This window comes from Acidiphilium multivorum AIU301 (genome assembly GCF_000202835.1).
GTDB classification, from domain to species: domain Bacteria; phylum Pseudomonadota; class Alphaproteobacteria; order Acetobacterales; family Acetobacteraceae; genus Acidiphilium; species Acidiphilium multivorum.
The window spans coordinates 2,110,169-2,134,725 of sequence record NC_015186.1 but is presented as its reverse complement, the minus strand read 5'-3'; the positions used below and the strand labels follow the sequence as shown (position 1 = coordinate 2,134,725).

General features: G+C 69.6%; 21 protein-coding genes and 1 pseudogene. 6 read left to right on the top strand and 16 right to left on the bottom strand.

The window, feature by feature from the left end; genetic code table 11:
• Window positions 1-5: 5 nt before the first annotated feature.
• Together ACMV_RS09545 and ACMV_RS09540 are read right to left on the bottom strand one after the other, a co-directional pair.
• On the bottom strand, window positions 6-875 hold the full coding sequence (locus tag ACMV_RS09545) for a c-type cytochrome (protein ID WP_007425005.1): 870 nt from the start codon (window positions 873-875) through the stop codon (window positions 6-8).
• A complete protein-coding gene (locus ACMV_RS09540; RefSeq protein ID WP_013640283.1) occupies window positions 872-1,549 on the bottom strand; it encodes a c-type cytochrome in 678 nt (225 codons plus the stop codon). Before ACMV_RS09540 ends, ACMV_RS09545 begins: the two co-directional genes overlap by 4 nt.
• A gap of 198 nt (window positions 1,550-1,747) precedes the next feature.
• Between ACMV_RS09540 and ACMV_RS19795 the strand changes: the two are divergent.
• Window positions 1,748-2,554: pseudogene (locus tag ACMV_RS19795) on the top strand (integrase core domain-containing protein).
• 5 nt (window positions 2,555-2,559) lie between these two features.
• Here the strand turns inward: ACMV_RS19795 and hemA are convergent.
• Genes hemA through bchF form a run of 14 tightly spaced genes read right to left on the bottom strand, consistent with a single transcriptional unit; the run spans window position 2,560 to window position 19,163 of the window.
• Window positions 2,560-3,771 (bottom strand): 5-aminolevulinate synthase, encoded by a 1,212-nt coding sequence (hemA, locus tag ACMV_RS09530; RefSeq protein WP_013640280.1) that lies wholly within the window; start codon window positions 3,769-3,771, stop codon window positions 2,560-2,562.
• 46 nt (window positions 3,772-3,817) lie between these two features.
• Window positions 3,818-5,680 carry a putative photosynthetic complex assembly protein PuhE gene (gene puhE / locus ACMV_RS20595; protein WP_013640279.1) on the bottom strand — a complete coding sequence of 621 codons (1,863 nt, stop codon included), beginning with the start codon at window positions 5,678-5,680 and terminating at the stop codon, window positions 3,818-3,820.
• Window positions 5,681-5,690: 10 nt separating this feature from the next.
• Window positions 5,691-6,758, bottom strand: coding sequence for a magnesium-protoporphyrin IX monomethyl ester (oxidative) cyclase (gene acsF, locus ACMV_RS09520; RefSeq protein WP_035188146.1), 1,068 nt, complete (start codon window positions 6,756-6,758; stop codon window positions 5,691-5,693).
• Window positions 6,759-6,761: 3 nt separating this feature from the next.
• Window positions 6,762-7,079 carry a hypothetical protein gene (locus ACMV_RS09515; protein WP_007423725.1) on the bottom strand — a complete coding sequence of 106 codons (318 nt, stop codon included), beginning with the start codon at window positions 7,077-7,079 and terminating at the stop codon, window positions 6,762-6,764.
• Window positions 7,076-7,630, bottom strand: a complete 555-nt coding sequence (gene puhC, locus ACMV_RS09510) for a photosynthetic complex assembly protein PuhC (protein WP_013640277.1) — start codon at window positions 7,628-7,630, stop codon at window positions 7,076-7,078. The genes ACMV_RS09515 and puhC overlap by 4 nt, the downstream gene beginning before the upstream one ends.
• A complete protein-coding gene (gene puhB / locus ACMV_RS09505; protein WP_013640276.1) occupies window positions 7,627-8,283 on the bottom strand; it encodes a photosynthetic complex putative assembly protein PuhB in 657 nt (218 codons plus the stop codon). Before puhB ends, puhC begins: the two co-directional genes overlap by 4 nt.
• Window positions 8,280-9,059: a photosynthetic reaction center subunit H gene (puhA, locus tag ACMV_RS09500; protein WP_013640275.1), complete on the bottom strand. Its 780-nt coding sequence runs from the start codon at window positions 9,057-9,059 to the stop codon at window positions 8,280-8,282. The genes puhB and puhA overlap by 4 nt, the downstream gene beginning before the upstream one ends.
• Before the next feature lie 14 nt (window positions 9,060-9,073).
• Entirely contained in the window at window positions 9,074-10,513 is a 1,440-nt protein-coding gene (locus ACMV_RS09495; protein ID WP_013640274.1) for a BCD family MFS transporter, read from the bottom strand.
• Window positions 10,510-11,223 carry a magnesium protoporphyrin IX methyltransferase gene (bchM, locus tag ACMV_RS09490; RefSeq protein ID WP_013640273.1) on the bottom strand — a complete coding sequence of 238 codons (714 nt, stop codon included), beginning with the start codon at window positions 11,221-11,223 and terminating at the stop codon, window positions 10,510-10,512. Before bchM ends, ACMV_RS09495 begins: the two co-directional genes overlap by 4 nt.
• Entirely contained in the window at window positions 11,223-12,146 is a 924-nt protein-coding gene (gene bchL / locus ACMV_RS09485) for a ferredoxin:protochlorophyllide reductase (ATP-dependent) iron-sulfur ATP-binding protein (protein WP_013640272.1), read from the bottom strand. The genes bchM and bchL overlap by 1 nt, the downstream gene beginning before the upstream one ends.
• Entirely contained in the window at window positions 12,143-15,760 is a 3,618-nt protein-coding gene (locus ACMV_RS09480) for a cobaltochelatase subunit CobN (RefSeq protein WP_041664850.1), read from the bottom strand. The genes bchL and ACMV_RS09480 overlap by 4 nt, the downstream gene beginning before the upstream one ends.
• Window positions 15,732-17,300, bottom strand: coding sequence for a ferredoxin:protochlorophyllide reductase (ATP-dependent) subunit B (bchB, locus tag ACMV_RS09475; protein ID WP_013640270.1), 1,569 nt, complete (start codon window positions 17,298-17,300; stop codon window positions 15,732-15,734). Before bchB ends, ACMV_RS09480 begins: the two co-directional genes overlap by 29 nt.
• A gap of 4 nt (window positions 17,301-17,304) precedes the next feature.
• Window positions 17,305-18,573, bottom strand: a complete 1,269-nt coding sequence (locus ACMV_RS09470; protein WP_013640269.1) for a ferredoxin:protochlorophyllide reductase (ATP-dependent) subunit N — start codon at window positions 18,571-18,573, stop codon at window positions 17,305-17,307.
• Complete coding sequence (gene bchF, locus ACMV_RS09465; RefSeq protein WP_013640268.1) at window positions 18,573-19,163, bottom strand: 2-vinyl bacteriochlorophyllide hydratase; 591 nt, start codon at window positions 19,161-19,163, stop codon at window positions 18,573-18,575. Before bchF ends, ACMV_RS09470 begins: the two co-directional genes overlap by 1 nt.
• Before the next feature lie 263 nt (window positions 19,164-19,426).
• On the opposite strand from bchF, the gene ACMV_RS09460 reads away from it, so the two are divergent.
• The 5 genes from ACMV_RS09460 to ACMV_RS09440 all read left to right on the top strand — a co-directional run bounded on the left by ACMV_RS09460 (window position 19,427) and on the right by ACMV_RS09440 (window position 24,557).
• The gene (locus tag ACMV_RS09460) at window positions 19,427-20,347 is read left to right on the top strand and encodes a cobalamin B12-binding domain-containing protein (protein WP_231844519.1); all 921 of its coding nucleotides are present in this window, start codon (window positions 19,427-19,429) and stop codon (window positions 20,345-20,347) included.
• A 124-nt stretch (window positions 20,348-20,471) separates the two neighbouring features.
• Window positions 20,472-21,914 (top strand): transcriptional regulator PpsR, encoded by a 1,443-nt coding sequence (gene ppsR / locus ACMV_RS09455; RefSeq protein WP_013640266.1) that lies wholly within the window; start codon window positions 20,472-20,474, stop codon window positions 21,912-21,914.
• Between the two features lie 15 nt (window positions 21,915-21,929).
• Window positions 21,930-22,859: a chlorophyll synthase ChlG gene (gene chlG / locus ACMV_RS09450; RefSeq protein ID WP_013640265.1), complete on the top strand. Its 930-nt coding sequence runs from the start codon at window positions 21,930-21,932 to the stop codon at window positions 22,857-22,859.
• A 1-nt stretch (window position 22,860) separates the two neighbouring features.
• Window positions 22,861-24,054, top strand: a complete 1,194-nt coding sequence (locus ACMV_RS09445; protein ID WP_013640264.1) for a geranylgeranyl diphosphate reductase — start codon at window positions 22,861-22,863, stop codon at window positions 24,052-24,054.
• Entirely contained in the window at window positions 24,051-24,557 is a 507-nt protein-coding gene (locus tag ACMV_RS09440) for a TspO/MBR family protein (protein ID WP_007424653.1), read from the top strand. Before ACMV_RS09445 ends, ACMV_RS09440 begins: the two co-directional genes overlap by 4 nt.

The window sequence follows — 24,557 nt, the reverse complement described above, 5'->3', positions numbered from 1 at the left end:
ACCGATTATTTATTCGATCCGAGCAGATGGCCGTTCACCTTGCGGCCATACATCGAGAACTTGCTATCGTGGAATGCCTTCCGTGTTGCCGCGACGCTGCCGGAGAAGCGCGGGTCCTGCGGCCGATCGTGACTGTCGACATATTGCGCGACGTCCCAGGCTTGCTGGACGCTCAGTGTGCCGACGGCGCCGAAGGGCATGTTAGCATAGATGAATTCGGCAGCGTTCTTCACGCTGCCCATGCCGGCGCCCCAGTTGAAGGACTTCGTGCCCCAGAGCGGCGGGAAGACGGTTTGTCCGCGCGCATATTGCCCCTGGCCGCGGGCCCCATGGCACAATGAGCAGTCCTGACGATAGACGGTCCTGCCGCGGGCATAGTCCGGTGATTCCGCTGCCGCGGCAAGCCTGGGGTAGCCACGGCCGGCGAGGTGCGCGCCGGTCGGCGCGTTTTTGGCGAGCCAGAAGGAATACGCTTCGAGCGCAATGATTGTCTTGCTGTCGAGCGCTGGCACTCTGCCGTTCTCGCTGAAGCGGAAGCAGCCCTGTAGCCGCATGCCGAAATTGTTCACCTTGCGGTTCTTTTTCCGGTATGCCGGATAGCCCGTGTAGGCGGCCCACATCGGCGCCGAACCGGCAAGGCGGCCGGCATCCAGATGGCAGTTGCTGCAGTTCAGCGCGTCGCCGATCACGCCATGGGCATAGACGGTGGTATGGCGGAAAATATTCTCTCCAAGTTTGACGGCATCGCCGAACGGGCCTTTCGGCATGTCGGCCCGCGGCGGCGGTGCAAATGAGGGTTGTGCGGGGTTGGTGGCCAGCGCCGCGGCGATCGGCAGTTGAGCCGCGAGAAGTGCGGCGATTGTCCGGCGGATCATTGTTTGCCTCCGTCCGGCACGAGACCGGGCAGGGTGGTCGGGTTCGGCGACAGGCTGGCGTAAAAGGCGCTGACCGCCGAAATCTCGGCCGCCGACAACTGTCTCGCTACATTGCTCATCAAGTGGAGCGGATCGCCTGTGCGGCTGCCATTCTTCCAGGCAGTCAGTTGCGCCGAGATGTAGGATTGCGGCTGCCCTGCAAGGCGTGGGAACGAGACGCCGACGCCGATACCATAGGGACCGTGGCAGGAATCGCAGGCGGGAACACCTGTCAGTTTGCCGCCCCAGACACCGTTCATGGCAAGGGCTTCGCCCTGCGTGTTCAGCCTCTTGGTCGACTCGGGCGTGGCTGGCACCGGCAGCGTCGCATAATAGGCGGCGATGGCCGCGCGCGCCTTGGCATCGAGTGGATTTGCCATTGACTGCATCACGGCGTTCTTGCGCTCGCCATGTTTGAAGGCGGTGAGTTGGCGCTCGATATACGGCGCCGGCAGCCCCGCCAGGGCTGGAAAGCCGGCGCTGAGGTTGCCCATGCCGTTGACGCCGTGGCAACTAGCGCATGTCGCGATTTGTGGCGGTGCCGCTGCAATGCCGTTTCCAATGGAGATGGGGCTGACGAGGAGAGCCATACTGATGACAGCAAATCTCGACGATCTCGGACGGCGCATTCGCATCGACGATCTCCTTTACCTGTAGTATCCTCTTAACCGATATAAACAAACAGACTGCTTGGGAGATCAAATACATCACTGAATTCGATAATTTAGATATAAAAATAATTTGCGGATACCTGTGCCTTGAAAACATGGCCTGATCTTTCCCTTCGGAGTGATCCTGGATCTGCTTTAGATTTTGGCATGAAGGAGAGAGGGATGGCGAGGAAACACAAGCCAGAAGAGATCATCGCAAGTTGTGCGAGGCTGAGATTGTTCTGGCGCAGGGCGGGACGGTTGCGGATGCGTGCCGCCGGATCGGCGTCACCGAGCAGAGCAACTATCCGTGGTGCAAGGAGTATGGCGGTCTGAAGATTGATCAGGTGCCGCGGATGAAGGACCTGGAGCGTGAGAACGCCCGGTTGAAGCGGCTTGTCGCTGATCTGTCGCTGGGCAAGCCGATCCTGACGGAGGCGGCGCGGGGAAACCTCTGAGCCCTGCGCGGCGCCGGCGCTGCATCGATCATATCATGGAAAAGATGACTGTCTCGGAGCGGCGTGTTTGCCGCGTGCTCGGACAGCGCCGATGGACGCAGCGCAAGACGCCACGCTGGCTCGGCGGACCCCATTCCCGACGTGCTATGGTCCTGAATTCATCGCCAGGGCGGTGCGGCAATGGCTCGGGAAGGCCGGTGTGAAGACGCTCTACATCACGCCAGGTTCGCCATGGGAAAACGGATACTGCGTGTCCTTCAACGGCTTGCTGCGTGATGAACTGCTCAATGGGAGATTTTCTACACACTGGTGAAAGCGAAGGTTCTGATCGAGGCCTGGCGGGGGCCTACAACACCGTCAGGCCGCACAGTTCGCTCGGATATCGGCAGCCCCGGAAGCCGCGCCGTCGCCATGGCCGGCCTCCGGCTCCACTTCGCTCCACCCGCGGCCGGTCATGGCGCCAGACACAACAATGCACCAACTTTCAACCCGGACCACTCATCGGGGGGACGGTCAATCATCCACGCCATGATTGGATCAGGCGGCGCGCGCCACGTCCATCTCCCGCCAGACCAGGCGCAGCGCGTCGATCAGCCGGTCGATATCCGCCTCGGTGTGCAGCGGCGAAGGGGTGAGGCGCAGGCGCTCGGTGCCGCGCGGCACGGTGGGGTAGTTGATCGGCTGGACGTAGATGCCGAAGCGGTCGAGCAGGATGTCGCTGATCTGCTTGCAGAGCGTCGCGTCGCCCACCATCACCGGCACGATGTGGCTCGGGTTGGGCAGATGCGGCACGCCGATCGCGTCGAGCTTGCGGCGCAGGGTGGCGACGCGGGCGTGCATCGCGATGCGCTCGGCGTCGCTGGTCTTGAGGTGGCGGATGCTGGCCAGCGCGCCGGCGGCGACGGTGGGCGGCAGGGCGGTGGTGAAGATGAAGCCCGAGGCGTAGCTGCGCACGAAGTCGCACAGCGCGGCGCTGCCGGTGATGTAGCCGCCGATGACGCCGAAGCCCTTGGCCAGCGTGCCCTCGATCAGGGTGAGGCGGTGGGCGAGGCCCTCGCGCTCGGAAATGCCGCCGCCGCGCGGGCCGTAGAGGCCGACAGCGTGCACCTCGTCGAGATAGGTCATGGCGTTGTAGCGGTCGGCGACGTCGCAGATCTCGGCGATCGGGGCGATGTCCCCATCCATCGAGTAGACGCTCTCGAAGGCGACGAGCTTGGGCCGCGCCGGGTCGAGTGCGGCGAGGTGGCGGGCGAGGTCGGCCGGGTCGTTGTGGCGGAAGACGATGCATTCGGCCCGGCTGTGGCGGATGCCCTCGATCATCGAGGCGTGGTTCGAGGCATCCGACAGCACGGCGCAGTTCGGCAGCTTGTGCGCGAGGGTGCAGAGCGAGGCCCAGTTGGACATGTAGCCCGAGTTGAACAGCAGCGCCGCTTCCTTGCCGTGCAGGTCGGCCAGTTCGGCTTCGAGCAGCACGTGATAGTGGTTGGTGCCGGCGATGTTGCGGGTGCCGCCGGCGCCGGCGCCGCAGCGGTCGAGCGCCTGGTGCATCGCGCTGAGCACGGCGCTGTGCTGGCCCATGCCGAGATAGTCGTTCGAGCACCAGACGGTGACCGGGCGGCCGCCATCGTCGCCGTGCTGGGTGGCGCGGGGGAAGTTGCCGGCATGGCGCTCGATGTCGGCGAAGACGCGGTAGCGCCCCTCGCTGCGGAGCTGGTCGAGCTGGGAGCGGAAGAACTGTTCGTAGTCCATGGCGCGTATCCTCCCTTTCTTGGTGTTGGTGCCGCGCGGTGACGGATCAGGTGGCGAGGTGCAGTTCGCAGCCGGCGAAGGCGGCGGCGAGGCCGGTTTCATCGAGATCGCGGCCGATGGCGACGACCCGCGGGGCCTCCCCCTCGGCGGCGGCGAAGGCGGCCATGCTGGCGTGGTGGCCGGCGACGTCGAACTGGATCCAGCCGCGGCCGACGCGGGCGAGGCCCTTGAGCCGGGCGACCGGGCCGAAGGTGCCGCGCGCCGCTGCCTCGATCACCCGGCCGATCGCCTCGGCATCGCAGAGCGGGCCGAGCGTGCCGTGCCAGGAGACGAAGCCGGCGGCGGCGCCGTGGTCGTGATCGTGGTGGTCATGGTCGTGGTCGTGGTCGTGATCATGGTCGTGGTCGTCGTGATCGTGATGGCCGTGAGCGGCGTCGTGGTGGTGCGCATGATCGGGCGCGTGGTCGTGGTGGTCATGCGCGTGGTGATCGTGGTGATCGTGGTGATCGTGCGCGTGCGCGTGCGGGGTCGCGGCCTGCGGCGCGGGGCGGGGGGTCAGCGCGTCCGGCGGCACCGCGCCGTAGCAGGCGGTGACCAGCCTGGTCTCCGGGCTCAGCCGGTGCAGCGTCGCCTCGACCAGCAGGCGCTCGGTCGGGCTGACGAGATCGGTCTTGTTGATCACCACCAGCGAGGCGAGCCGGGCCTGGACGGTGAGGTGCGCCTGCATCTCGGCGAAATCGGCGAGGAAGGCGCCGGCATCGATCAGGGTGATCACCCGCAGGTCGCGCACGAAGCCGGCGATGGTCGGGCGCTGGATGACGCCGATCAGCGAGGCGAGATCGGCCACGCCCGAGGGTTCGATCAGCACGCGGTCGGGCGCGAAGCGGGCGACCACCTCCTCGAGCTGGGTGGCGAGATCGTCGCGCAGCGAGCAGCAGATGCAGCCGTTCGGCAGCTCGACCACATCCGCCCCCTGGCCGCGCAGCAGCGAGCCGTCGATCCCGACCGTGGCGAAATCGTTGACGAGGACGACGGTCTTTTCGCGGGTGGCGGCCGGCTGCTCGGCCAGCATGGCGAGGCGGCGGCGCATGAAGGTGGTCTTGCCGGCGCCGAGGAAGCCGGCGACGATCTCGACCGCGAACGGCCGCGCCGGGGCGCGCGAGCGCAGGCTCCATTTCCACAGCCGCGCCGCCGGCAGCGGCAGCACGAGGAACCAGTGCTCGAGGATGGCGAGCGACATCATCGTGCCGAGGAACATGCCGCCGACGCGGGCGAAGGCGGTGGGGGCCGCGGTGGCGCGCTGGAACATCAGCACGGCGATCACCGTCGAGATCGTGATGGAGAAGGGAAAGAGCAGGTTCATCGGCCGCTTGCGCAGGAAGCTCTTCAGGAAGGTCAGGTGCTCGGGGAGGAATTCCTCGTTGAGGTTGCGCACGCCGAGAAAGACGTTGAGCTTGGCGCTCTGGTGCATCCACCACAGCACCATGAAGGTCCAGGTGCCGATCTGGTTCGGCTGGCCCCAGGTGAGGGCGACGACGAGGCCGGCGGTGGCGATGATCGCCAGCTCGTGCCACAGGCTCGTCTGCACCGCGTGGCCGAAATGCCGCCAGCCGGCGCAATTCTCCGGGCAGGGCGCGCGGCGCGGCCCGGTGACGTAGCCCATGTAGAAGCTGATCTCCTGCCAGCCCCAGGCGAACAGGCCGTAGAAGAAGGCGAGATAGGCGGCGCCGACGGTGGTTCGCCCGGCGGTGTCGTGCAGGCCCCACAGACAGGCGAGCAGCACCGCGCTGGCGCCGAGCATGCTCCATTTGAAGGTGCGGCGGGGCAGGCCGTCGAGATAGATGATCGCGCCGGTGCTGAACCACCAGACGAACAGGGCGAAGGCGGCGGGGATGACATACTGGTGCATGGCGCGGCTCCTACCAGACCGGCTGCATGCGGATGTCCGCCGGCAGGGCGTTGGGCTTCGGGCGCATCAGGTAGAGCCGGCCGAAGGCGAGGGCGGCGCGGGCGGCGTTCGCGCCGCGGCGCAGCCGGGCGAGCGGGCCGGGCACCTCGCGCAGGGCGAGATTGGCGACGTCGAGCCGGCGCAGGGTTTCGAGCCCGGCGAGGAAGGCGGGGTTCTCGATGTCGAGCGTCAATGGGAAGACCTGCCGGCAGATCGCCGAGGTGATGCGGAAGACCTGCATGTCGTAGGCGGTGGGGTCGAGCCCGAGGGCGGCGTGGAAGCGGGGGCGGGCATGGTCGCGGATGTACATCGTGGCGAAGACCGCGAGCTGGAAGAAGCGCACCCAGAGCCGGTTGGCGCCGGTGAGCATGCCGGGATTGGCGCGCATCAGCAGCGCGAAGGCCTCGCCGTGGCGGAATTCGTCGTTGCACCACTCGCGGAACCACTTGAAGATCGGGTGGATCCGCAGCTCGGGATGGCGTTCGAGCTGGCGGAAGATCGAGATGTAGCGGGCGTAGCCGATCTTCTCGGAGAGATAGGTGGCGTAGAAGATGAATTTCGGGCGGAAGAAATGGTATTTCTTCGCCTTCGTCAGGAAGCCGAGATCGACCTTCATGCCGATGTCGTGCAGCGCCTCGTTGATGAAGCCGGCGTGGCGCGCCTCGTCGCGGCTCATGTAGCCGAACAGGGCCTTGAGGTCGGGGTTGGCGATGCGCTTGCGGATCTCGGCATAGAGCACGCAGCCGGAGAATTCGGCGGTGACCGAGCTGATCAGGAAGTCGATGAATTCGCGGTGCAGCTCGGGCTCCATCCTCGAGAGATCGACGGCGAATTCGTCGGTCCGCACGAAATGGCCCTTGTTGGGATCGGCCTCGAACTCGGCCATCAGCCGGTCCCACTCGGCGCGCACCGGCTCGATCGAGAGCCGGTCGAGGGCGGGGAAATCGGTGGTGTAGAAGCGCGGGCTGAGCATGGTGCTCGACTGGGCGATGGCCGTCTGCGCGTCGGGTGCTGCGGTGGGTGCTGTTCTTGCGTTCATGGCTCAGGCTCCCGGTGCGGCGAGGGCGGCCTCGGCCTCGGCGAGCGGCATGAAGCCGACCTCGTAGAGCTCGGTGATCTCGAGGATCGAGCGGAACTCGACCCACCAGCGCTCGATCGGGCTGGCGCGCCGCAGGGTGGCGCGGCGCGCGCAGGTCAGGCGCGTGCCGAAGCCGATCGCGGTCGGCATGTCGTGGACGATCACGACATCGCCGGGGCGGATCTCGACATCCTCGGGAATGGCGTGGGCGTGAAGGCTTTCGGGCGTTTGCTCGATGTCGATCGAGCAGAGCAGCTCGATGTCGCGGATGCTGCCGATCATGATGGCTCTCCCGGTTTGAGGGTCTCCGCGTTGCGGAGCAGCGTCGCGAACTGTTTCGCGTTGGCGGGCCCGAAGGCGCGCAGGTCGATCCGCTCGTGCGTGGCCGGATCGGCGACGACGAGGCGGTCGGGCCCGTAAAGGGCGAGCTGGAAGGGAAGGTCGCGGGTGATGCCGGCGCGGGCGCGGGCGGCGAAGAGGATCCGCATCGTCGCGCGCAGGAAGGTGTCGGCGGTGGGGGCGATGCGGGCGATGGGCTGCGCGGTCGCGGCGTTGCGGATCACCAGCGCGTCGTCCGGCGCCTGGGTGAAGCGCAGCAGCACGGCCTCGCGCGGCGGCGGGGCGGGGTGTGGCTGGCGCGTGAGGCGGGCGCCGGCGGCGAGCGCGATCGTGCCGGCGACCAGCAGGAAACAGCCGGCGAGCGCCCAGGCGGGGATGTGAATCCGGTCGTCATGCGCTTCGAGACCGTCATCGATCTGGGAATAGACGACCCTGCCATCGCGCGGCAGCGCGGCAACAGGTCCGGCGGCGCGGGGCAGGGCGGGGCGGGTCATGCCGGGCTGGCCTCGCCATGCGCGCCGGCCGGCTGGATCGCGGGCCGTGCGGCTTGTGGTGCGATGGGTGTGGCGAGGGGGCGCGGGGCGACGCCGTGCGCCGTCAGCGCATCGGCAAGGCAGGCGGCGACGGCTTCGGCCTCGGGCACGGCGCGCAGCATCGGCATCGCCCGCGCCCCGCGCCCGGCGCGCACATGCGGCCAGAGCAGGAGATAGGACAGCCGCGCGTCCGGGCGCGGGGTCAGCGGAATGTCGCCGGTGCCATCGGCGAAGCGGCGCAGGCCGGCGGCGTCGATCGCGGTGAAGGGCAGGTTGAGATGCTTGCGGATGGCGGCGCCGTGGGCGATCACAACGCGGCGGCTGGTGATGGTATAGACCGTGCTGCGCGCGGTGAGGCCGGCGAAGGCGACCAGCAGCAGCAGCGGCACGGCGCCGAGGGCGACGCACCAGGCGGCGGCGGCGAGGCCGGCGGCGGTGGAGTGATCGGCGATCGCGCTGCTGATCCCGCCCCAGGCCACCAGCAGCCCGACATAGACCAGCCAGAGCCGGATGCGGAAGGCGGAGACCAGGAGACGGCCGAAGCGCGGCGCGCCCTGCCAGAGCAGCGCCTCGCCGGCGGGCAGCGCGTGGGGCAGGCCGCGCGGCGCGCTCACAGCAGCGGCTCGGCGCGCTGGGGCGTTGCGTAGAGATGGCCGGAGGCGAAATAGGCCATCAGCCGGTCTTCCTCGCGCGGGCTGATCTGGTCGGGATGGGCGAGCGCGGGGGCGGCGGCGAACTGTGCAGCGGTGACCGACTTGATCATGACCTTGACCGTCTGGCCCGGCGCGCCGCCGGTCACGCGGGCGAGCATGATCGGCACCAGGACATGGCGGGCGGGATCGGCGGCGAGGCTCGCTTCGAGCCAGACGGCCATCTGGTCCGCCCGGTCGATCCAGATATCGACGACCGTGCCGGGGGACTGGCGGTCGCAGCAGATGACCGCGGCGCCGCGCGGATCGGGGTCTTCGCTCGCCACCCAGTGATCGGTCGCGACGCGCAGCGGGACGATCCGCGCCTCGCCCTCGGGCATCAGCTCGGGATCGGTGTCACGCTGGGTGAAGGCGGCCGGGCCGAGCCCGTCCTGCATCGGGTCGCCGAGCGGGATGATCGGCGCGCCGTCCCAGGGCGCGCTGGATTTCGCGTTCAGCACCTCGATCGGCTCGTTCCACGGCACCGAATGGGTCTTGCCGTTGGGCAGGAGAAAGGTTTTCGGCGCCGGCAGGGTGGGAAAGCCTTCCAGCCGCTCGCCCTTGTGCCCGGTGACCAGCGGGTAGCCCTCGCGCTTGCTCTCGCGCTGGAGATAGATCACGAGGCCCGCGAAGAAGATCCAGAACGCGTAGAGAACGACCTGGGCGACATCGATATAGGGGGTTATGGCGCCGGTTGGCATGACGGACCTCATTGTCAGGGGTGGTGGGGCAGGATGGCGGCAAGGCCGGAAGGCTGCCTGCCGGCGCGGCGGACCAGCGGGCCGATCGCGACGAGGGTGGCGAAGAGCAGCAGGATCTCGAGGTGATAGACGACGCCGTAGCCGGCGGCGGGGCCGGCGAGGGCGGTGCCGAGCGCGCCGGTGGCGGCGAGATGGGCGACGGCGTCGCGCAGCACGCCGGCAATCGCGATGGCGAGGCCGGCGGCGAGCGCCTGCACCGCGCCCCAGGCGCCGAGCGCGAGGCCGCTCATGTTGCCGACGACGCGGATCATCGCATCCGACAGGGTGCCGGCGAGAAACAGCCCGCCGCCGAAGCCGATCAGCCCCACCCCGGCGGCGAACAGCGCCGGCGAGGCGAGCGGGGCGGAGCAGATCACCGCGCTGAAGGCGAGCAGGCCGGAGAGCGCGCCGGCGGCGGCGATGCGGTAGGGGTCTCCGCCGCTGGCGAGGCGGCGGCTCGCGACCAGGAAAGCGAGCCCGGCGCCGCCGGCCAGCATCGCGGTGAGTGCCGTGGTCGCGCCCACCGGCAGGTGCAGCACCTGGCCGCCATAGGGTTCGAGCAGGATGTCCTGCATCGAGAAGGCGAGCGTGCCGATGAAGATGGCGACGAGGCGGCGCAGCGCGTGCGGCTGGGCGCGGAAGCGCGACCAGGCGAGGGCGAGGTTTTCTGCCGGCATGGCGGCCGCGTCATCCTCGGCCTCCTCGGTTGCTGGGCGACGACGGGGTTCCTGTTTCCACAGGGCAATGCCGTTGCAGACGAGGGTGAGCAGGGCGGCCGACTGGATCACCTGGATCAGCCGGAACGCGCTGAACGGGGTGAGGGCGGCGCCATAGGCCAGCGCGCCGCCGATCATGCCGAGCAGAAGCATCGCGCAGAGCATGGCGACGACGCGCGGGCGGGCGTGTTCGGGGGCGAGATCGGTGGCGAGGGCGAGGCCCGCGGTCTGCGTCGTGTGCATCCCGGCGCCAGTCATCAGGAAGGCGATGGCGGCGCCGAAGCGGCCGGCGACCGGGGCGGTGCCGCTGCCGAGCAGCAGCAGGGCGAAGGGCATGATCGCGAGGCCGCCGAACTGCATGATCGTGCCGAACCAGATATAGGGCACCCGCCGCCAGCCGAAGGCGGAGCGGTGACGATCCGAGCGGAAGCCGATCAGCGCGCGGGCCGGGGCGAGCAGCAGCGGCAGGGCGATCATGCTGGAGACTAGGGCGGCGGCGACGTGCAGCTCGACGATCATCACCCGGTTGAGCGTGCCGATGAGCAGGGCGGCGGCGAGGCCCACGGTGAGCTGGAACAGCGACAGGCGGAGCAGGCGCGGCAGCGGCAGCTCGGGGGTGGCGGCATTGGCGAAGGGCAGCCAGCTCGCATCGAGCCGCATCCAGAACGGCGCCGCCCCGCCGGTGCGCCGGCGCTTCACCGCCGCAACTCCAGCGCTTGGGAGATGTAGAACCCGGTGCTGATCCGCCGCGTGCGCCCCGCTTCGAGGCGGGCGAGCGCCGGGCTGAGGCCGATCGCGTCGCGCAGCGCACCCTCGGGCTGCGGCACGATGCCCGGCGCGCGGTCGCCGCGCGGAAACCAGCTGCCGGCGAGGTGCATGATCGCCAGCAGCGCGGTGCGGGGGGCGAAGGTGAAGAGCAGCGAGCGGTCGGTGCGGGCGGCGAGCCGGCCGAGGGCGGCGATCACGTCCGCCCTGTCGTAATGGATCAGGGAATCCATCGCGACGACATGGTCGAACCTGCCGTGCCCGGCGCCCAGCATGTCGCCGCTGACGAAGTCGATCCGCGTGGCGGCGGGGTCGGACGCGGCGCGCTGGCGGGCGAGATCGACCAGCTGCGGCGAGAGATCGACCGCGACCACCTCGGCACCGCGCCGCGCCGCCGCGAGGGCGAGCGCGCCGGTGCCGCAGCCGGCATCGAGCAGGCGGAGGCCGGAGAGATCGGCGGGCAGCATGTCGAGCAGGGTGGCGCGCATCGCGTCGCGCCCGGCGCGGACGGTGGCGCGCACGCCGCTGACCGGCGCGTCGGACGTCAGCCGCGCCCAGTTCGCCAGCGCGGTGCGGTCGAAATAGGTTTCAATCTCGCCGCGGCGGCGGTGGTAGCGGTCGGCGGTGGCGGCGTCCGGCGTCATCACTCGAATCCCAGCAGGTCGAAGATCTCGCGGTCGCGCAGCGGGACCGCGGCGAGCGGCTCGACGCCGGCCCAGAGCGACGCGGCGAGATCGAGATAGGCGGTGCGCACGGCGTCGAGCTCCGGTGCGTCCTCCATTTCGAAGACGACGGATTTCCTCAGCCGGCTGCGGCGGATGGCGTCGAGATCGGGGAACCGGGCGAGGGTGGAGAGGCCGGTGGCCTCGTTGTATTTCGCGAGCTGGTCGACCGCGGCGCTGCGGTTGGCGATGACGCCGCCGAGCCGCACGCCGTAGTTGCGCGCCTTCGCGCCGATCGCGGCGACGATGCGGTTCATCGCGAAGATGCTGTCGAAATCGTTCGCCGTGACGATCAGCGCGCGGTCGGCGTGTTGCAGCGGGGCGGCGAAACCGCCGCAGACGACATCGCCCAGCACGTCGAAGATGACGACGTCCGACTCCTCGAGGAGATGATGTTCCTTGAGCAGCTTCACCGTCTGCCCGACGACGTAGCCGCCGCAGCCGGTGCCGGCCGGCGGGCCGCCGGCCTCGACGCATTGCACGCCGGCGAAGCCCTCGTAGACGAAATCCTCGACGCGGAGTTCCTCGGGGTGGAAATCGACACCTTCCAGCGCGTCGATCACGGTGGGGACGAGACGCTTGGTCAGGGTGAAGGTGGAATCGTGCTTGGGGTCGCAGCCGATCTGCAGCACACGGCGGCCTTGCAGGGCGAAGGCGGCGGAGAGGTTCGAGGAGGTCGTACTCTTGCCGATGCCGCCCTTGCCGTAGATGGCGAAGACCTTCGCCCCGTCGATCCGCAGCGCGGGATCGAGGGCGACCTGCACGCTGCCCTCGCCGTCGCCGCAGCCGGTGGCGCAGCGCGCGGCTGCGGGAAACGCGCCGGCTTGGGGGCTGATGTCGTTCATGCGGCTTGCTCCATGTCGAGACCTTCGAGACGGTCTTCCAGTTCGGCGCCGGCGCGGCGCAGCGCATCGAGCATCGCCTCGTCCGGGCTCCAGTAGTGGCGCTCGTGCGCTTCGAGCAGGCGGTTGGCGATGCGGACCGAGGCCACCGGGTTCAGCTCGGCGAGGCGGCGGCGCATTTCGGGGTCGAGCATGAAGACGCTGCCGATCTCGCGGTAGATCCAGGGGTCGACCTGGCCGGTGGTCGCCGACCATCCCAGCGTGTTGGTCACCGCCGCTTCGAGGTGGCGCACGCCCTCGGCGCCGTGGGCGAGCATCGCCTCGAAATATTTCGGGTTCAGCGTGCGGGTGCGGGTTTCGAGCGAGACCTGCTCGGCAAGGCTGCGCACGGTGCCGGCGCCGGTGGTCTGGTCGCCGATATAGACCGCGGCCTCGCTGCCGCGGGCGGCGCGGACCGCCCGGCTGATGCCGCCGAGGCCATCGAAATAGTGATCGACCGTGGTGACGCCGAGATCGAGGGATTCGAGGTTCTGGTAGGCGAGATCGACGGTCTTGAGCACGCCGCCGAGCACCGCGTCGCACCGCGTCGGCCGGCCATCGGTGCCGTAGGCGAAGCCCTTGCGGCGGAGGAAGGCATCGCCCAGCTCGTCCTCGGTCTGCCAGGTACCGGACTCGACGAGCTGGTTCACGTTCGCGCCATAGGTGCCGTCGGCATTGCTGAAGACGCGCAGCGCCGCCGTCTCGATCGTGCCGCCATGGGCGGCGATATGGGCGCGGGCGTGCCTGGCGACGAAGTTTTGCGTCTCCGGCTCGTCCGCCCGGGCGGCGAGCAGCAGGGCTTCGGCGAGCAGCTTCGTTTGCAGCGGCAGCAGGTCGCGGAAAATGCCGGAGAGGGTGACGATCACGTCGATCCGCGGCCGGCCCAGCTCGGCGAGCGGCACCAGCTCGGCGCCGGCGAGGCGGCCATAGGAATCGCGGCGCGGCCGGGCGCCGACGAGGCAGAGCGCCTGGGCGATCGGGCCGCCTTCGGATTTCAGGTTGTCCGACCCCCAGAGCAGCATCGCCACGGTTTCGGGCAGCCGGCCGCAATCGGCCATGTGGCGGGCGAGCAGGCGGTCCGCCTGGCGGGCGCCGTCGTCCATCGCGAAGGCGCCGGGCATGCGGAATGGATCGAACCCGTAGATGTTCCGCCCGGTGGGCAGGATTTCGGGGTTGCGCAGCAGGTCGCCGCCCGGCGCGGGGCGGATATAGCCGCCATCGAGCGCGTGGATGATGGCGGGAAGCTCGCTGTCGGCCGCGAGCAGCGCGTCGGTCTCGGCGCGGCGGGCGGGATCGGTGATCCCGGCGGCATCGAGCAGTTCGGCGCGCTGGCCGGCGCCGGGCGCCTGGCCGACGACGTGCAGGCCGACCGGGATCAGCGCGTATTCGACATCGAGCAGAGAGGCGTGCAGCCGGGCGATGGCGGCATCGGCGTCGGCCCAGGAGGGATCGGCCGGGTCGGCGGGGGCGAGATCGAGCCGCGCCGCCTCGGCCTGGATCAGGGCGGCGAGGCCCTGCCGCTCTTCGGCCCCGGCTTCGGGCGGCAGGGCACGCCAGCGGAAGACCGAGGCCTTGAGATCGGCGAGGCCGCGATAGAGCCCGGCCTCGGTGACCGGCGGGGTGAGGTGGCTGATCAGCGTCGCGTTGGCGCGGCGTTTCGCGAGCATGCCCTCGGAGGGGTTGTTCGCCGCGTAGAGGCAGAAATTCGGCATCTCGCCGATCAGCCGGTCGGGCCAGCAGGCGGCGGACAGGCCGGCATGCTTGCCGGGCATGAATTCCAGCGCGCCGTGGGTGCCGAAATGGAGCAGCGCGTGGGCGCCGAAATCCTGCCGCAGCCAGCGGTAGAAGGCGCTGAAGGCGTGGGTCGGCGCGAAGCCGCCCTCGAAGAGCAGGCGCATCGGGTCGCCTTCGTGGCCGAAGACCGGCTGGACGCCGATGAAGACGTTGCCGAAGCGGGCGCCGAGGACGAACAGCGACGCGCCGTCGGTATCGTGGCGGCCGGGAGCCGGGCCCCAGACCGCCTCGATCGCGGCGAGATGGGGTTCGGCGCGGAGATGCGCATCGCGCGGGATTTTCGCCGCGACATTGGCGGCCGCGCCATGGTCCTGCGCGTTGCCGACACAGACGGCGTGGCGCAGCGCGGCGACATCGGCGGGCAGATCGACCGTGTAGCCGGCGGCGCGCAGGGCGGCGAGGGTGTTGAACAGGGATTCGAAGACGGAGAGATAGGCGGCGGTGCCGGTGGCGCCGGAATTGGGCGGGAAGTTGAAGATGACGATGCCGATGCGCCGCTCGGCGCGGGCGGTGCGGCGCAGGTCGACCAGGCGGGCGACGCGGGCGGCGAGCATGGCGGCGCGCTCGGGATGTGCCGACATGCGGCGCACGCCATCGCCGCCGTCCTCCTGACCCTCGGCGCGGCCGCCATAGGTCATCGGCATGATGCCGCCATCGAGCTCGGGGAGGGCGATCATCATCGTCGCCTCGATCGGCGTCAGGCCGCGCGGGTCGGCCTCCCAGGCGGCGATGCTCTGGAATTCAAGGGCGTGGGCGGAGATGTAGGGCAGGTCGAGCCCGGCGAGGACGGCCTCCGCCGATTTCGAATCGTTGTAGGCCGGGCCGCCGACCAGGGAAAACCCGGTGAGCGAGACCAGCGCGTCGATCACCGGCGCGCCGTCCGGCGCGAGATAGCGCGCGATGGCGGGGCGGGCGTCGAGCCCGGCGGCGAAGACCGGCAGGGTACGGAAGCCGGCGGCCTCGAACGCCGCGATCACCCCGTCATACTGGCCGACATCGCCGGACAGGACGAGGCTGCGCAGCAGGATCAGCCCGATCGTGCCGCGGCTGCCGGCGAGGCGGGGCAGGGACGCTGCGTCGGTCGCGATGCGGCCGGGAAGGCGCGGATGGTAGAGCCCGGTTTCGGGATAGTCGCGCGGCGGGGCGATGGCGGCCTGGCTGCGCAGGGCGGCGCGGGGGCCGGCGGCATAGCGCGCGACCAGCAGGCGGAGCAGGCGCTCGATATTGTCGGCCGAGCCGGCGAGCCAGTAGGACATGCCGAGGAAGAAATTGCGCAGGTCCTGCGCGGTGCCGGGGATGAGCCGCAGCAGGCGCGGCAGCCGGCGGAGCATGCGCAGCTGGGATTCGGCCGCCGAGACCTCCTTGCCGCCGCGCTTGCGCAGCGAGCGGAGGAATTGCAGCGCCGGGTTCTTCTGCCGGCTCATGTCCAGCCGGCCGAGCCTGGTCAGGTTCACGATCTCGGCGGCGGAGAGGATGCAGAGCATGGCATCGCAATTCGTCCGCCTCGCTTCGAGATGCGGGCGGACGAGGCGGATGTGATCGTCGAGGAAGAGCATGGTCGCGATCACGATGTCCGCCGTCTCGATCGCGCGCACGCAGGCGGCGAGGGACGCGGGGTCGGCGGCGAAGCGCTCGGCGGTGTGCAGCTCGACGACAAAGCCGGGATGGTCGGCGGCGAGGGCGGCGCGCGCGGCGGCGATGACCCCGCTGAGATGGGAGTCCATCGTCACGATGGCGATGCGCAGGGGCGTCGCCTCAGGCGGAGAAATGGGCCTTGGCGTCATAGATCGTCTCGATGGTGATCGGGTTCAGGCCGCGCTCGCGGGCGAAAATCTCGGTGTTGCGCCGCGCCTTGCCGCGGACGAAGAAGGGGATCTTGCGCAGCTCTGCCTCGGCATCGTCGCGCCAGACAGGCGCGCTGGCCAGTGTGTCGGCCAAGGCGCCGGCGGTTGCGCCGGCAGGGGCGGGCGCGGGCGATGCGGGTTCTGGCGGCGTGGTGGCGTGCGGGCCGAGATGGGAGGGGGCGGCGGTGTCGTTGAATTCGAAATCGTCGCGGAACATGCCGAGGAGATGTTCCTCGAGCCCCATCATCAGCGGGTGGATCAGGGTGTCGAACAGCACGTTCGCGCCCTCGAACCCGGCGAAGGGCGAGTGGCGGGCGGGGAAATCCTGGACATGCGCAGGGGCCGAGATCACCGCGCAGGGAATGCCGAGGCGCTTGGCCATGTGGCGTTCCATCTGGGTGCCGAGGACCAGCTCGGGCTGCGCCGCGGCGATGGCGGCCTCGACGGCGAGATAATCGTCGCTGATCAGCGCCTCGATCCCGTAGGACTGGGCGGCGGCGCGGACGGGGGCGGCGAATTCGCGGCTATAGGTGCCGAGACCGACCAGGGAGAAGCCGATCTCGGCGGTGGCGACGTGCGCGAGAGCGATCGCGTGGGTGGCATCGCCGAAGATGAAGACGCGCTTGCCGGTGAGATAGGTGGAATCGACCGAGCGCGAATACCAGCCGAGCCGGCTCTCCCCGGCGAGGCCGGGCGGTGGGGTGATCTGCGCTAGGCCGGCGATCTCGGCGACGAAATCGCGCGTGGCCCCGAGGCCGATCGGCACGGTGGCGATCGTTTTCTGGCCGAAGCGGCGGGCGAGATAGGCGGCGGCGGTGCCGGCGGCCTCGGGGTAGAGCACGAGATTGGCGTGGGCCGCCGGCAGGCGGGCGAGATCGGCGAAGCTGGCGCCGAGCGGGGCGATGACGTTGACGGCGATGCCGAGCCGCGCGAGCAGGGCGGCGATGTCGCGCACATCGTCGCGATGGCGGAAGCCGAGTGCTGTGGGGCCGAGGATATTGACGCAGAACGGCTGCGCCGCGCGGTCGGGCGGGGCCTGGCCGGCGGTCGCAACGCGGACGAGCTGGTAGAAGGTTTCGGCCGCGCCCCAGTTTTCCTTGCGCTGGTAGGCCGGCAGCTCGACCGGGATGACGGGGATCGGCAGGCCGAGCCCGGCGGCGAGTCCGCCCGGATCGTCCTGGATCAGCTCGGCGGTGCAGGAGGCGCCGACGATCATCGCCTCGGGGCGGAAGCGGTCATAGGCGTCGCGCACCGCGGTGCGGAACAGCTCGGCGGTGTCGCCGCCGAGATCGCGGGCCTGGAAGGTGGTGTAGGAGACGGGCGGGCGGCGGTCGCGCCGCTCGATCATGGTGAAGAGCAGGTCGGCATAGGTGTCGCCCTGGGGGGCGTGCAGGACGTAGTGCACGCCGTGCATCGCGGTGGCGATGCGCATGGCGCCGATATGCGGCGGTCCTTCATAGCTCCAGAGCGTGAGCTGCATCGGTTCAGACCTCCAGCAGCGCGCGGCGCGCGAGGGGGCGGGCGAACAGGGCGGCGAGGTCGGCGGCCTGTTCGAAGCCCTGGATCGGGCTGAACACCAGCTCGATCGACCATTTGGTGGCGAAGCCCTCGGCTTCGAGCGGATTGGCGAGGCCGAGGCCGCAGACCACGAGATCGGGGCGGGCCGCGCGGCAGCGGTCGAGCTGGCGCTCGACGTCCTGGCCCTCGGCGAGCTGGGCGCCGGCGGGGAGCAAGGCGAGATCCGGCGCCATCAGCCTTCGGTTGAGGAAGGGTGTTCCGACCTCGGTGAGGATCATGCCGCATTCGCGGGCGAGGAAGCGGGCGAGCGGGATTTCGAGCTGGGAATCGGGAAAGAGGAACACGCGGCGGCCGGCGAGGCGGGCGCGCGGCGCGGCGAGGGCGGCGGTGGCGCGGCGGACGGGCAGCGACAGCACGCCATCGACATGGGCGGGATCGATGCCGAAGGCGGCGGCGATGCTCTCGAACCAGAGCCGCGTGCCCTCGGCGCCGAGCGGGCAGGGGGCGGCGATCGGCACCGCGCCGCGCCGCTCCAGCGCGGTGGCGGTTTCGCCGAGGAAGGGCTGGGCCAGCACGTAGCGCGTGCCGGGGCCGACCGGCGGCATCGCGTCGGCGCGGCGGGCGGGCAGGAAATCGACCGTGGCGATGCCGAGGGCGGCGAAGAGGCGGCGGAACTGGTCCTCCACCACATCGGCGAGGGCGCCGACCACCAGCAGCCGCGTGGCCGGGCCGGGCGCGGGCGCGAGGGTGGGGACGAGGGCGGACAGGCAGGCATCCTCGCCCTCGGTGAAGGTGGTGCCGATGCCGCTGCCGGAATAGGCGAGCACGCGCGGGCTGCGGCCGAAGCGCTCCTCCAGCCGGGCGGCGGCGCGGCCGAGATCGAGCCGGATCACCTCGGACGGGCAGGAGCCGACCAGGAACAGCAACCGGATATCCGGGCGGCGGGCGATCAGGCGGGTGGCGACGCGATCGAGTTCGTCGTCGAGATCGGCGCGGCCGGCGAGGTCGCGCTCTTCGATGATCGCGGTGGCGAAGCGGGGTTCGGCGAAGATCATCACCCCCGCCGCCGACTGGAGCAGATGCGCGCAGGTGCGCGAGCCGACGACAAGGAAGAACGCATCCTGGATGCGGCGATGCAGCCAGACGATCCCCGTCAGCCCGCAGAACACCTCGCGCTGGCCGCGCTCGGCAATCACCGCGTGCGGTCCGGCCGGCGATGTGGCGCAGGCGCTCATCAGCCGGGGATCGCGGCGCGGGGGGCGGCTTCGAGCCGGGCCGCGCGCAGCTTCATCAGGAACTGGGTGGCGTTAACCAAGTAGGTGCCATAGGCCGCGAGCGCGATCAGCATCTGCGTGTGCGCGGGTGCTGCGCCGGTGACCAGCACCGCGACGTAGGTGACGTGCAGCCCGATCACGAGGACGCTGAACACGTCTTCCCAGAAGAAGGCCGGCGCGAAGAGATACTGGCCGAACACCGCGTTTTCCCAGATCGCGCCGGTGACCATGATGGTGAACAGGATCGCGGTCTTGGCGAGGATGGAGGCGGTGGCGATGGCCAGGCCCTCGCCGGTGGCGAGATAGCGCAGCACGAGGCAGACGCTGATCAGGAAGACGGCGAACTGGAGCGGCGCGAGGATGGCCTGCACCGTGGTCCAGGGCGTCGAATCCCGCCGCCGCCGCTCCTCGACGCTGTAGAGATAGGGCGAACGCCGCGTGCCGCGCCGGGGCGCGGGATGGGCCTGCGCCGAGATGCCGTAGGCGTGGCCCTGCCACGGGCAGCAATTCACGGGGGCGACCAGACGGTCGATGATGCGTGTAAAGTCCACTTGACATGCCCTCTCGAGAAGCGTTCGATCCACAACGAAAAGGAAGCCGGCAGGCAGTGGTCCGCTATCGTGCGGGCGCTACCCAGCCAGCCCGCTGGGGGCAGCGATGGCCAGATTTCATTTTATCAAGCCGAATCATCGGAATTTCCTCGGTCGCGTCATAGCGACAATTGAAAGGCTAGCGTCCGGCCGCTCCGAATGTCAATCTATATTTACGTCAATATCGATTGACATTCGGGAAAAATTAATGCCATCCTGTGCCCATGTTCGGGAGGTATCTGATGCGTGAATCTGCAGATGCGTATCTGGATTTGCACTTCGGGGACACCGAGAGCGGTACCGAACAGATCGACAGCGGCGGCCTTGCCGACCGGAACGCCCTTCGGCGTCAGCCGCAAACATACTTCCCTCCCTGGTCGGACCTGCTGGATCGTGTCCTGCGGCAGCAGGTTCTGCCGCGCGTCATCGCCAGCCATCTGCCCTTGCCCGTCTGGGTCGATGTCAGTCTGGTCAAGCCTTCGGCGCGGGAGGTCGAGCAGTTTCTCGGCTGCATCCTGATGGACGATGTCAGCCGCGCCCATGGGCTGATCGAGCAGTTCGCCGCGCGTGGGGCGGATCACGACATGATACTGCGCGATCTGCTCACCCCGGCCGCCCGTCGGCTCGGGGTGCTGTGGGAGGAGGATCGCTGCGACTTCGCCGCCGTGACGCTTGGAATGGTGCGACTGAACCAGATCCTGCTCGAGACCAGCCCGCCGCCAGAGCTGCCGGCTGGTATGGAGCGGATGGCCGGGCAGGCGTTGTTCGCGGCGGCGCCAGGCGAGCAGCACACATTCGGGATTGCGGTGCTGGCCGATGTGTTCCGCCGCACCGGGTGGCTGGTGAGTACCGAGCCGCGCAGCACGCGGACGGTTCTGTTGGCAATCGCGCGGCGCAACTGGTTCGACGTGATCGGCCTTTCGGTGACAGCTGACCGCTGGTTGAAAGGGCTGCCGGCCATCATCCGCTCGCTGCGCGCGGTGGCGCCAAATCCGGCTCTCCATGTCATGGTCGGCGGCAAGGTCTTTCTCGATTATCCGGAACGCTGCCAGTTCGTGGGGGCCGACTCGATGGCCGTCGACGCACAGGACGCGCTGCGCCAGGCAAACCGGCTGGATCTCAACCGGACGGCCGCACGGCGTTGAGACAACGCCCGAACTAGACGCATGTCACTACGCGTTGACGATCGGGGTAGTTGAAAGTTGACACTAGGGAGGATACTTCAGACGTCTCGAATATTTAAACGAATTCCTGAAAGAGTGGTCCGAGATGAAAGCCTTCAAATCGCCCGGCAAATGGCTCGTCGGCATGAGTGCGGACATTGTCGGGATGGTGATCGCGACGATGGCGGACATCGCCCTCATCGTCGACCGGAAGGGTGTGATCCGCGACATCGCGGTTCAAAATACGGCGCTTGCGCGGGAATTCGCCGAGATTTCCGACTGGGTCGGACGGCCCTGGGTGGAGACCGTGACGTTGGAAAGTCGTGACAAGGTGGTCGCGATGCTGAGCGCGGCGGGCGAGGCTCCTGCGGATCAGGCGCTTGCCACGGACCGGCACGTGAATTGTCCCGGGCGGGATGGCAGGGACGTGCCGGTGCTGTTTTCGGCCATGGCGATCGGCGAGAAGGGCAGCATCGTCGCCTTCGGCCGCGACCTCAGGACCATCGCGACGCTGCAGCAGCGGTTGATCGACGTGCAGCAGTCACTGGAGCGGGATTTTTCGCGGCTGCGCCATGTCGAGACGCGCTATCGGATTCTCTTTCAGCAATCGTCGGAGCCGATGCTGGTGCTCGATGGCGCAACGCAGCGTGTGGTCGAGGCCAATCCGGCGGCACAGCAGATGTTTCGCCGACAGGGCAAGCTGGTGGGGCGGGCATTTGCCGATGTCGTCGAACCGGGCAGCCGGGCCACGCTCGAGCGGTTGCTGGGCGGCGTGAGCCGGACGGGCCGCGCCGATGACACGCCGATCGGCCTGCTCGGGCAGAAGGAACCCGTCGGCCTCTCGGCCTTTGTGATCCGCCAGGGCAGCGGCCTGAATTTCCTCATCCGGCTTTCGCCGGTGAAACTCCCGGATCGGCAGGACGTGCTGCCCGCTGGCAAGGCGAACCTGCTCAAACTGATCGACAACGCGCCGGACGGGTTCGTCGTCGCCGGGCATGACGGGCGGGTGATCGCGGCGAATGCGGCCTTCGCCGAGATGGTGCAGGCGGCATCTCCCGAGCAGGTGGTTGGGCTTTCGCTGGACCAGTGGCTCGGCCGACCTGGCGTCGACCTGCCGGTGGTGACAGCCAATTTGCGGCAGAACGGCTCGGTTCGCCTCTATCCGACGACATTGCGCGACGAGTTCGGCGCCGAAATCGATGTCGAAATCTCGGCCGTTTCGCTGGTCAGCGACGGCAAGCCCTGCTTCGGCTTTGCGATTCGCAACGTCGCCGGGCGGGCTACGTCCGAACTCATGCGCCCTGCCGCGGCGCGGACAGTGCCGCGCTCCCTCGAGCAGATCAGCGAACTGATCGGCCGGGTGTCGCTCAAGGATATCGTCCGCGAGACGACCGACGTGATCGAGCGGCTGTCGATCGAGGCGGCGCTCGACATTACCGGCGACAACCGGGCCTCGGCGGCCGAGATGCTCGGCCTGTCGCGACAGAGCCTTTACGTGAAGCTGCGGCGGTACGGCATGATGGATGCCGCGCCGGCCAGCCCCGGATAGGCCGAAGGGGGAGCGATGGCGTCAGCGAAAGAGACGAACCTCACGCTTGCTCCCCTGCGCGTCGCCCCGGCATCGCTGCCCGGCTTCCGGGTCTGTCTCGAACTTCTCAAGCCGGTCACCTGGTTCGCCGCGATCTGGGCCTTCGTCTGCGGCGCCGTGTCCTCCGGCGCGCCGCTGGCCGGGCGCTGGCCGGAGCTGCTGCTCGGCATGGTGCTCGCGGGGCCGATGGTCTGCGGCACCTCGCAGGCGGTCAATGACTGGTTCGACCGCCATGTCGATGCGATCAACGAGCCGGACCGGCCGATCCCCTCCGGCAGGATGCCGGGGCGCTGGGGGCTTTACGTCGCGCTGATCTGGACCGCGCTGTCGCTCGCGGTGGCGGTGCCGCTCGGGCGCTGGGGGTTCGGCGCCGCGGTGTTCGCCCTGCTCGCGGCTTGGGCCTATAGCGCGCCGCCGCTGCGGCTCAAGCGCAATGGCTGGTGGGGCAATGCCGCCGTCGCCCTCTGCTACGAGGGGGTGCCGTGGTTCACCGGTGCCGCGGTGATGCGGGGCGCGCTGCCCTCCGCCCCGGTGCTGTGGCTGGCGCTGCTCTACAGTTTCGGCGCGCACGGCATCATGACGCTGAACGATTTCAAGTCGGTCGAGGGGGATCGGCGGAGCGGCATCCGGTCGTTGCCGGTGCAGCTCGGCGTTGCCCCGGCGGCGCGGCTCGCCTGCGTGGTGATGGCGCTGCCGCAGCTCGTGGTGATCGGGCTGATGATCGCCTGGGATCACCGGCTCGCGGCGTTCGCGGTCGGGCTGCTGCTGGCGTGCCAGCTCGGGCTGATGGGAAGGCTGCTGCAGCGCCCGCGCGAGCGCGCCCCCTGGTACAACGCGACCGGGACGACGCTTTATGTCATCGGCATGCTGGTCTGCGCCTTCGCGCTCGCCGGCGGAGGAGCGTGAAATGGCCGCGATACAGGATTATGACGTGGCGGTGATCGGCGGCGGGCCGGCGGGGGCGACGGCTGCCGCCACGCTGGCGCGGGCCGGCCGCTCGGTGCTGCTGCTCGACCGCGCGGGGCGGATCAAGCCCTGCGGCGGCGCGGTGCCGCCACGGCTGATCCATGATTTCGACATCCCCGATCACCTGCTGGTGGCCCGCGCGCGGGGGGCGCGCATCGTCTCGCCGCGCGGGCGGCAGGTGTCGATGCCGATTGCCGGGGACGGGTTCGTCGGCATGGTGGACCGCGACGTGTTCGACGAGTTCCTCCGCGCGCGGGCGGCCTCGGCCGGGGCGGTGCGGCTGACCGGGCGGCACGAGCGCATCGAGCGCGCGGCGGACGGGCGGACGCTGGTGCATTACCGCGCCGGCGAGGTGCGGCACACGGTGGCGGCGCGGGCGGTGATCGGCGCCGATGGCGCGGCCTCGGCGGTTGCGCGGCAGATGGTGCCGGCCGCGGGCGCGGCGCGGCGGGTGTTCGCCTATCACGAGGTGATCCGCGCGCCGGCGGCGGGCGCTGCGGCCGCGGGCTGGGATGGCAGGCGGTGCGACATCTATTACGACGCCCGGGTTTCGCCCGATTTCTACGCCTGGATCTTCCCGCATGGCGAGACCGCGAGCATCGGCACCGGCAGCGCGGTGAAGGGGTTCTCGCTGCGCCGCGCGGTGGCGGCGCTGCGCGACGAGACCGGGCTCGGGCAGGCGGAGACGATCCGCGCCGAGGGCGCGCCGCTGCCGCTGAAGCCGCTGGCGCGGTGGGATGACGGGGTGAACGTGCTGCTGGCCGGGGATGCCGCCGGTGTGGTGGCGCCGGCCTCGGGCGAGGGGATCTATTACGCGATGCTCGGCGGGAAGCTCGCCGGCGAGGCGGCCGACGCGTTCTGCGCCAGCGGCGATGCGCGGGCGCTGCGCGAGGCGCGGCGGCGGTTCATGGCGGCGCATGGCATGGTGTTCGCCGTGCTCGGGATGATGCAGGATTTCTGGTATGCCAGCGATCGGCGGCGGGAGCGGTTCGTCGCCATCTGCGGCGATGCCGACGTGCAGTCCATCACCTGGCAGGCCTATATGGAAAAGGCGCTGGTGCGGGCGAAGCCGGCGGCGCATCTGCGCATCTTCGCGAAGAACATCGCGCATCTCACCGGGTTGGCGCGGGCATGAGCGCGCTCGGGGGCGGCTGGGGGCCGGTGCTGGTCGCGGCGGGTGCGGCGGCGGCGACGGCGCTGGCCGGCGGGCTCGCGACCCGGCTCGGCGCCTGGTACCGCCAGCTCCGCAAGCCGTCCTGGCAGCCGCCGGAATGGCTGTTCGGTCCGGTCTGGACGCTGATCTTCGCGCTCGCAGCCGCCGCCGGCGTGATCGGCTGGGAGAGCGCGCCCGCGCCCGGCGCGGCGGGGCGGCTCCTGGTGCTGTTCGGGCTCAACGCGGTGCTGAACATTCTCTGGAGCGTGCTGTTCTTCACCCTCAAGCGGCCCGACTGGGCGCTGGCCGAGCTGGTGGCGCTGTTCGCCTCGATCGCGGCGATCATGCTGGCGATGCAGCCCTATGCTGCGGGGGCGAGCCTGTTGCTGCTGCCCTATCTGCTGTGGGTGGGCTTCGCCGGCGTGCTGAACCTGACGATCGTGCGGCTGAACCGCCCGTTCGGCGCCGCCATGGGAGCGCGCTGA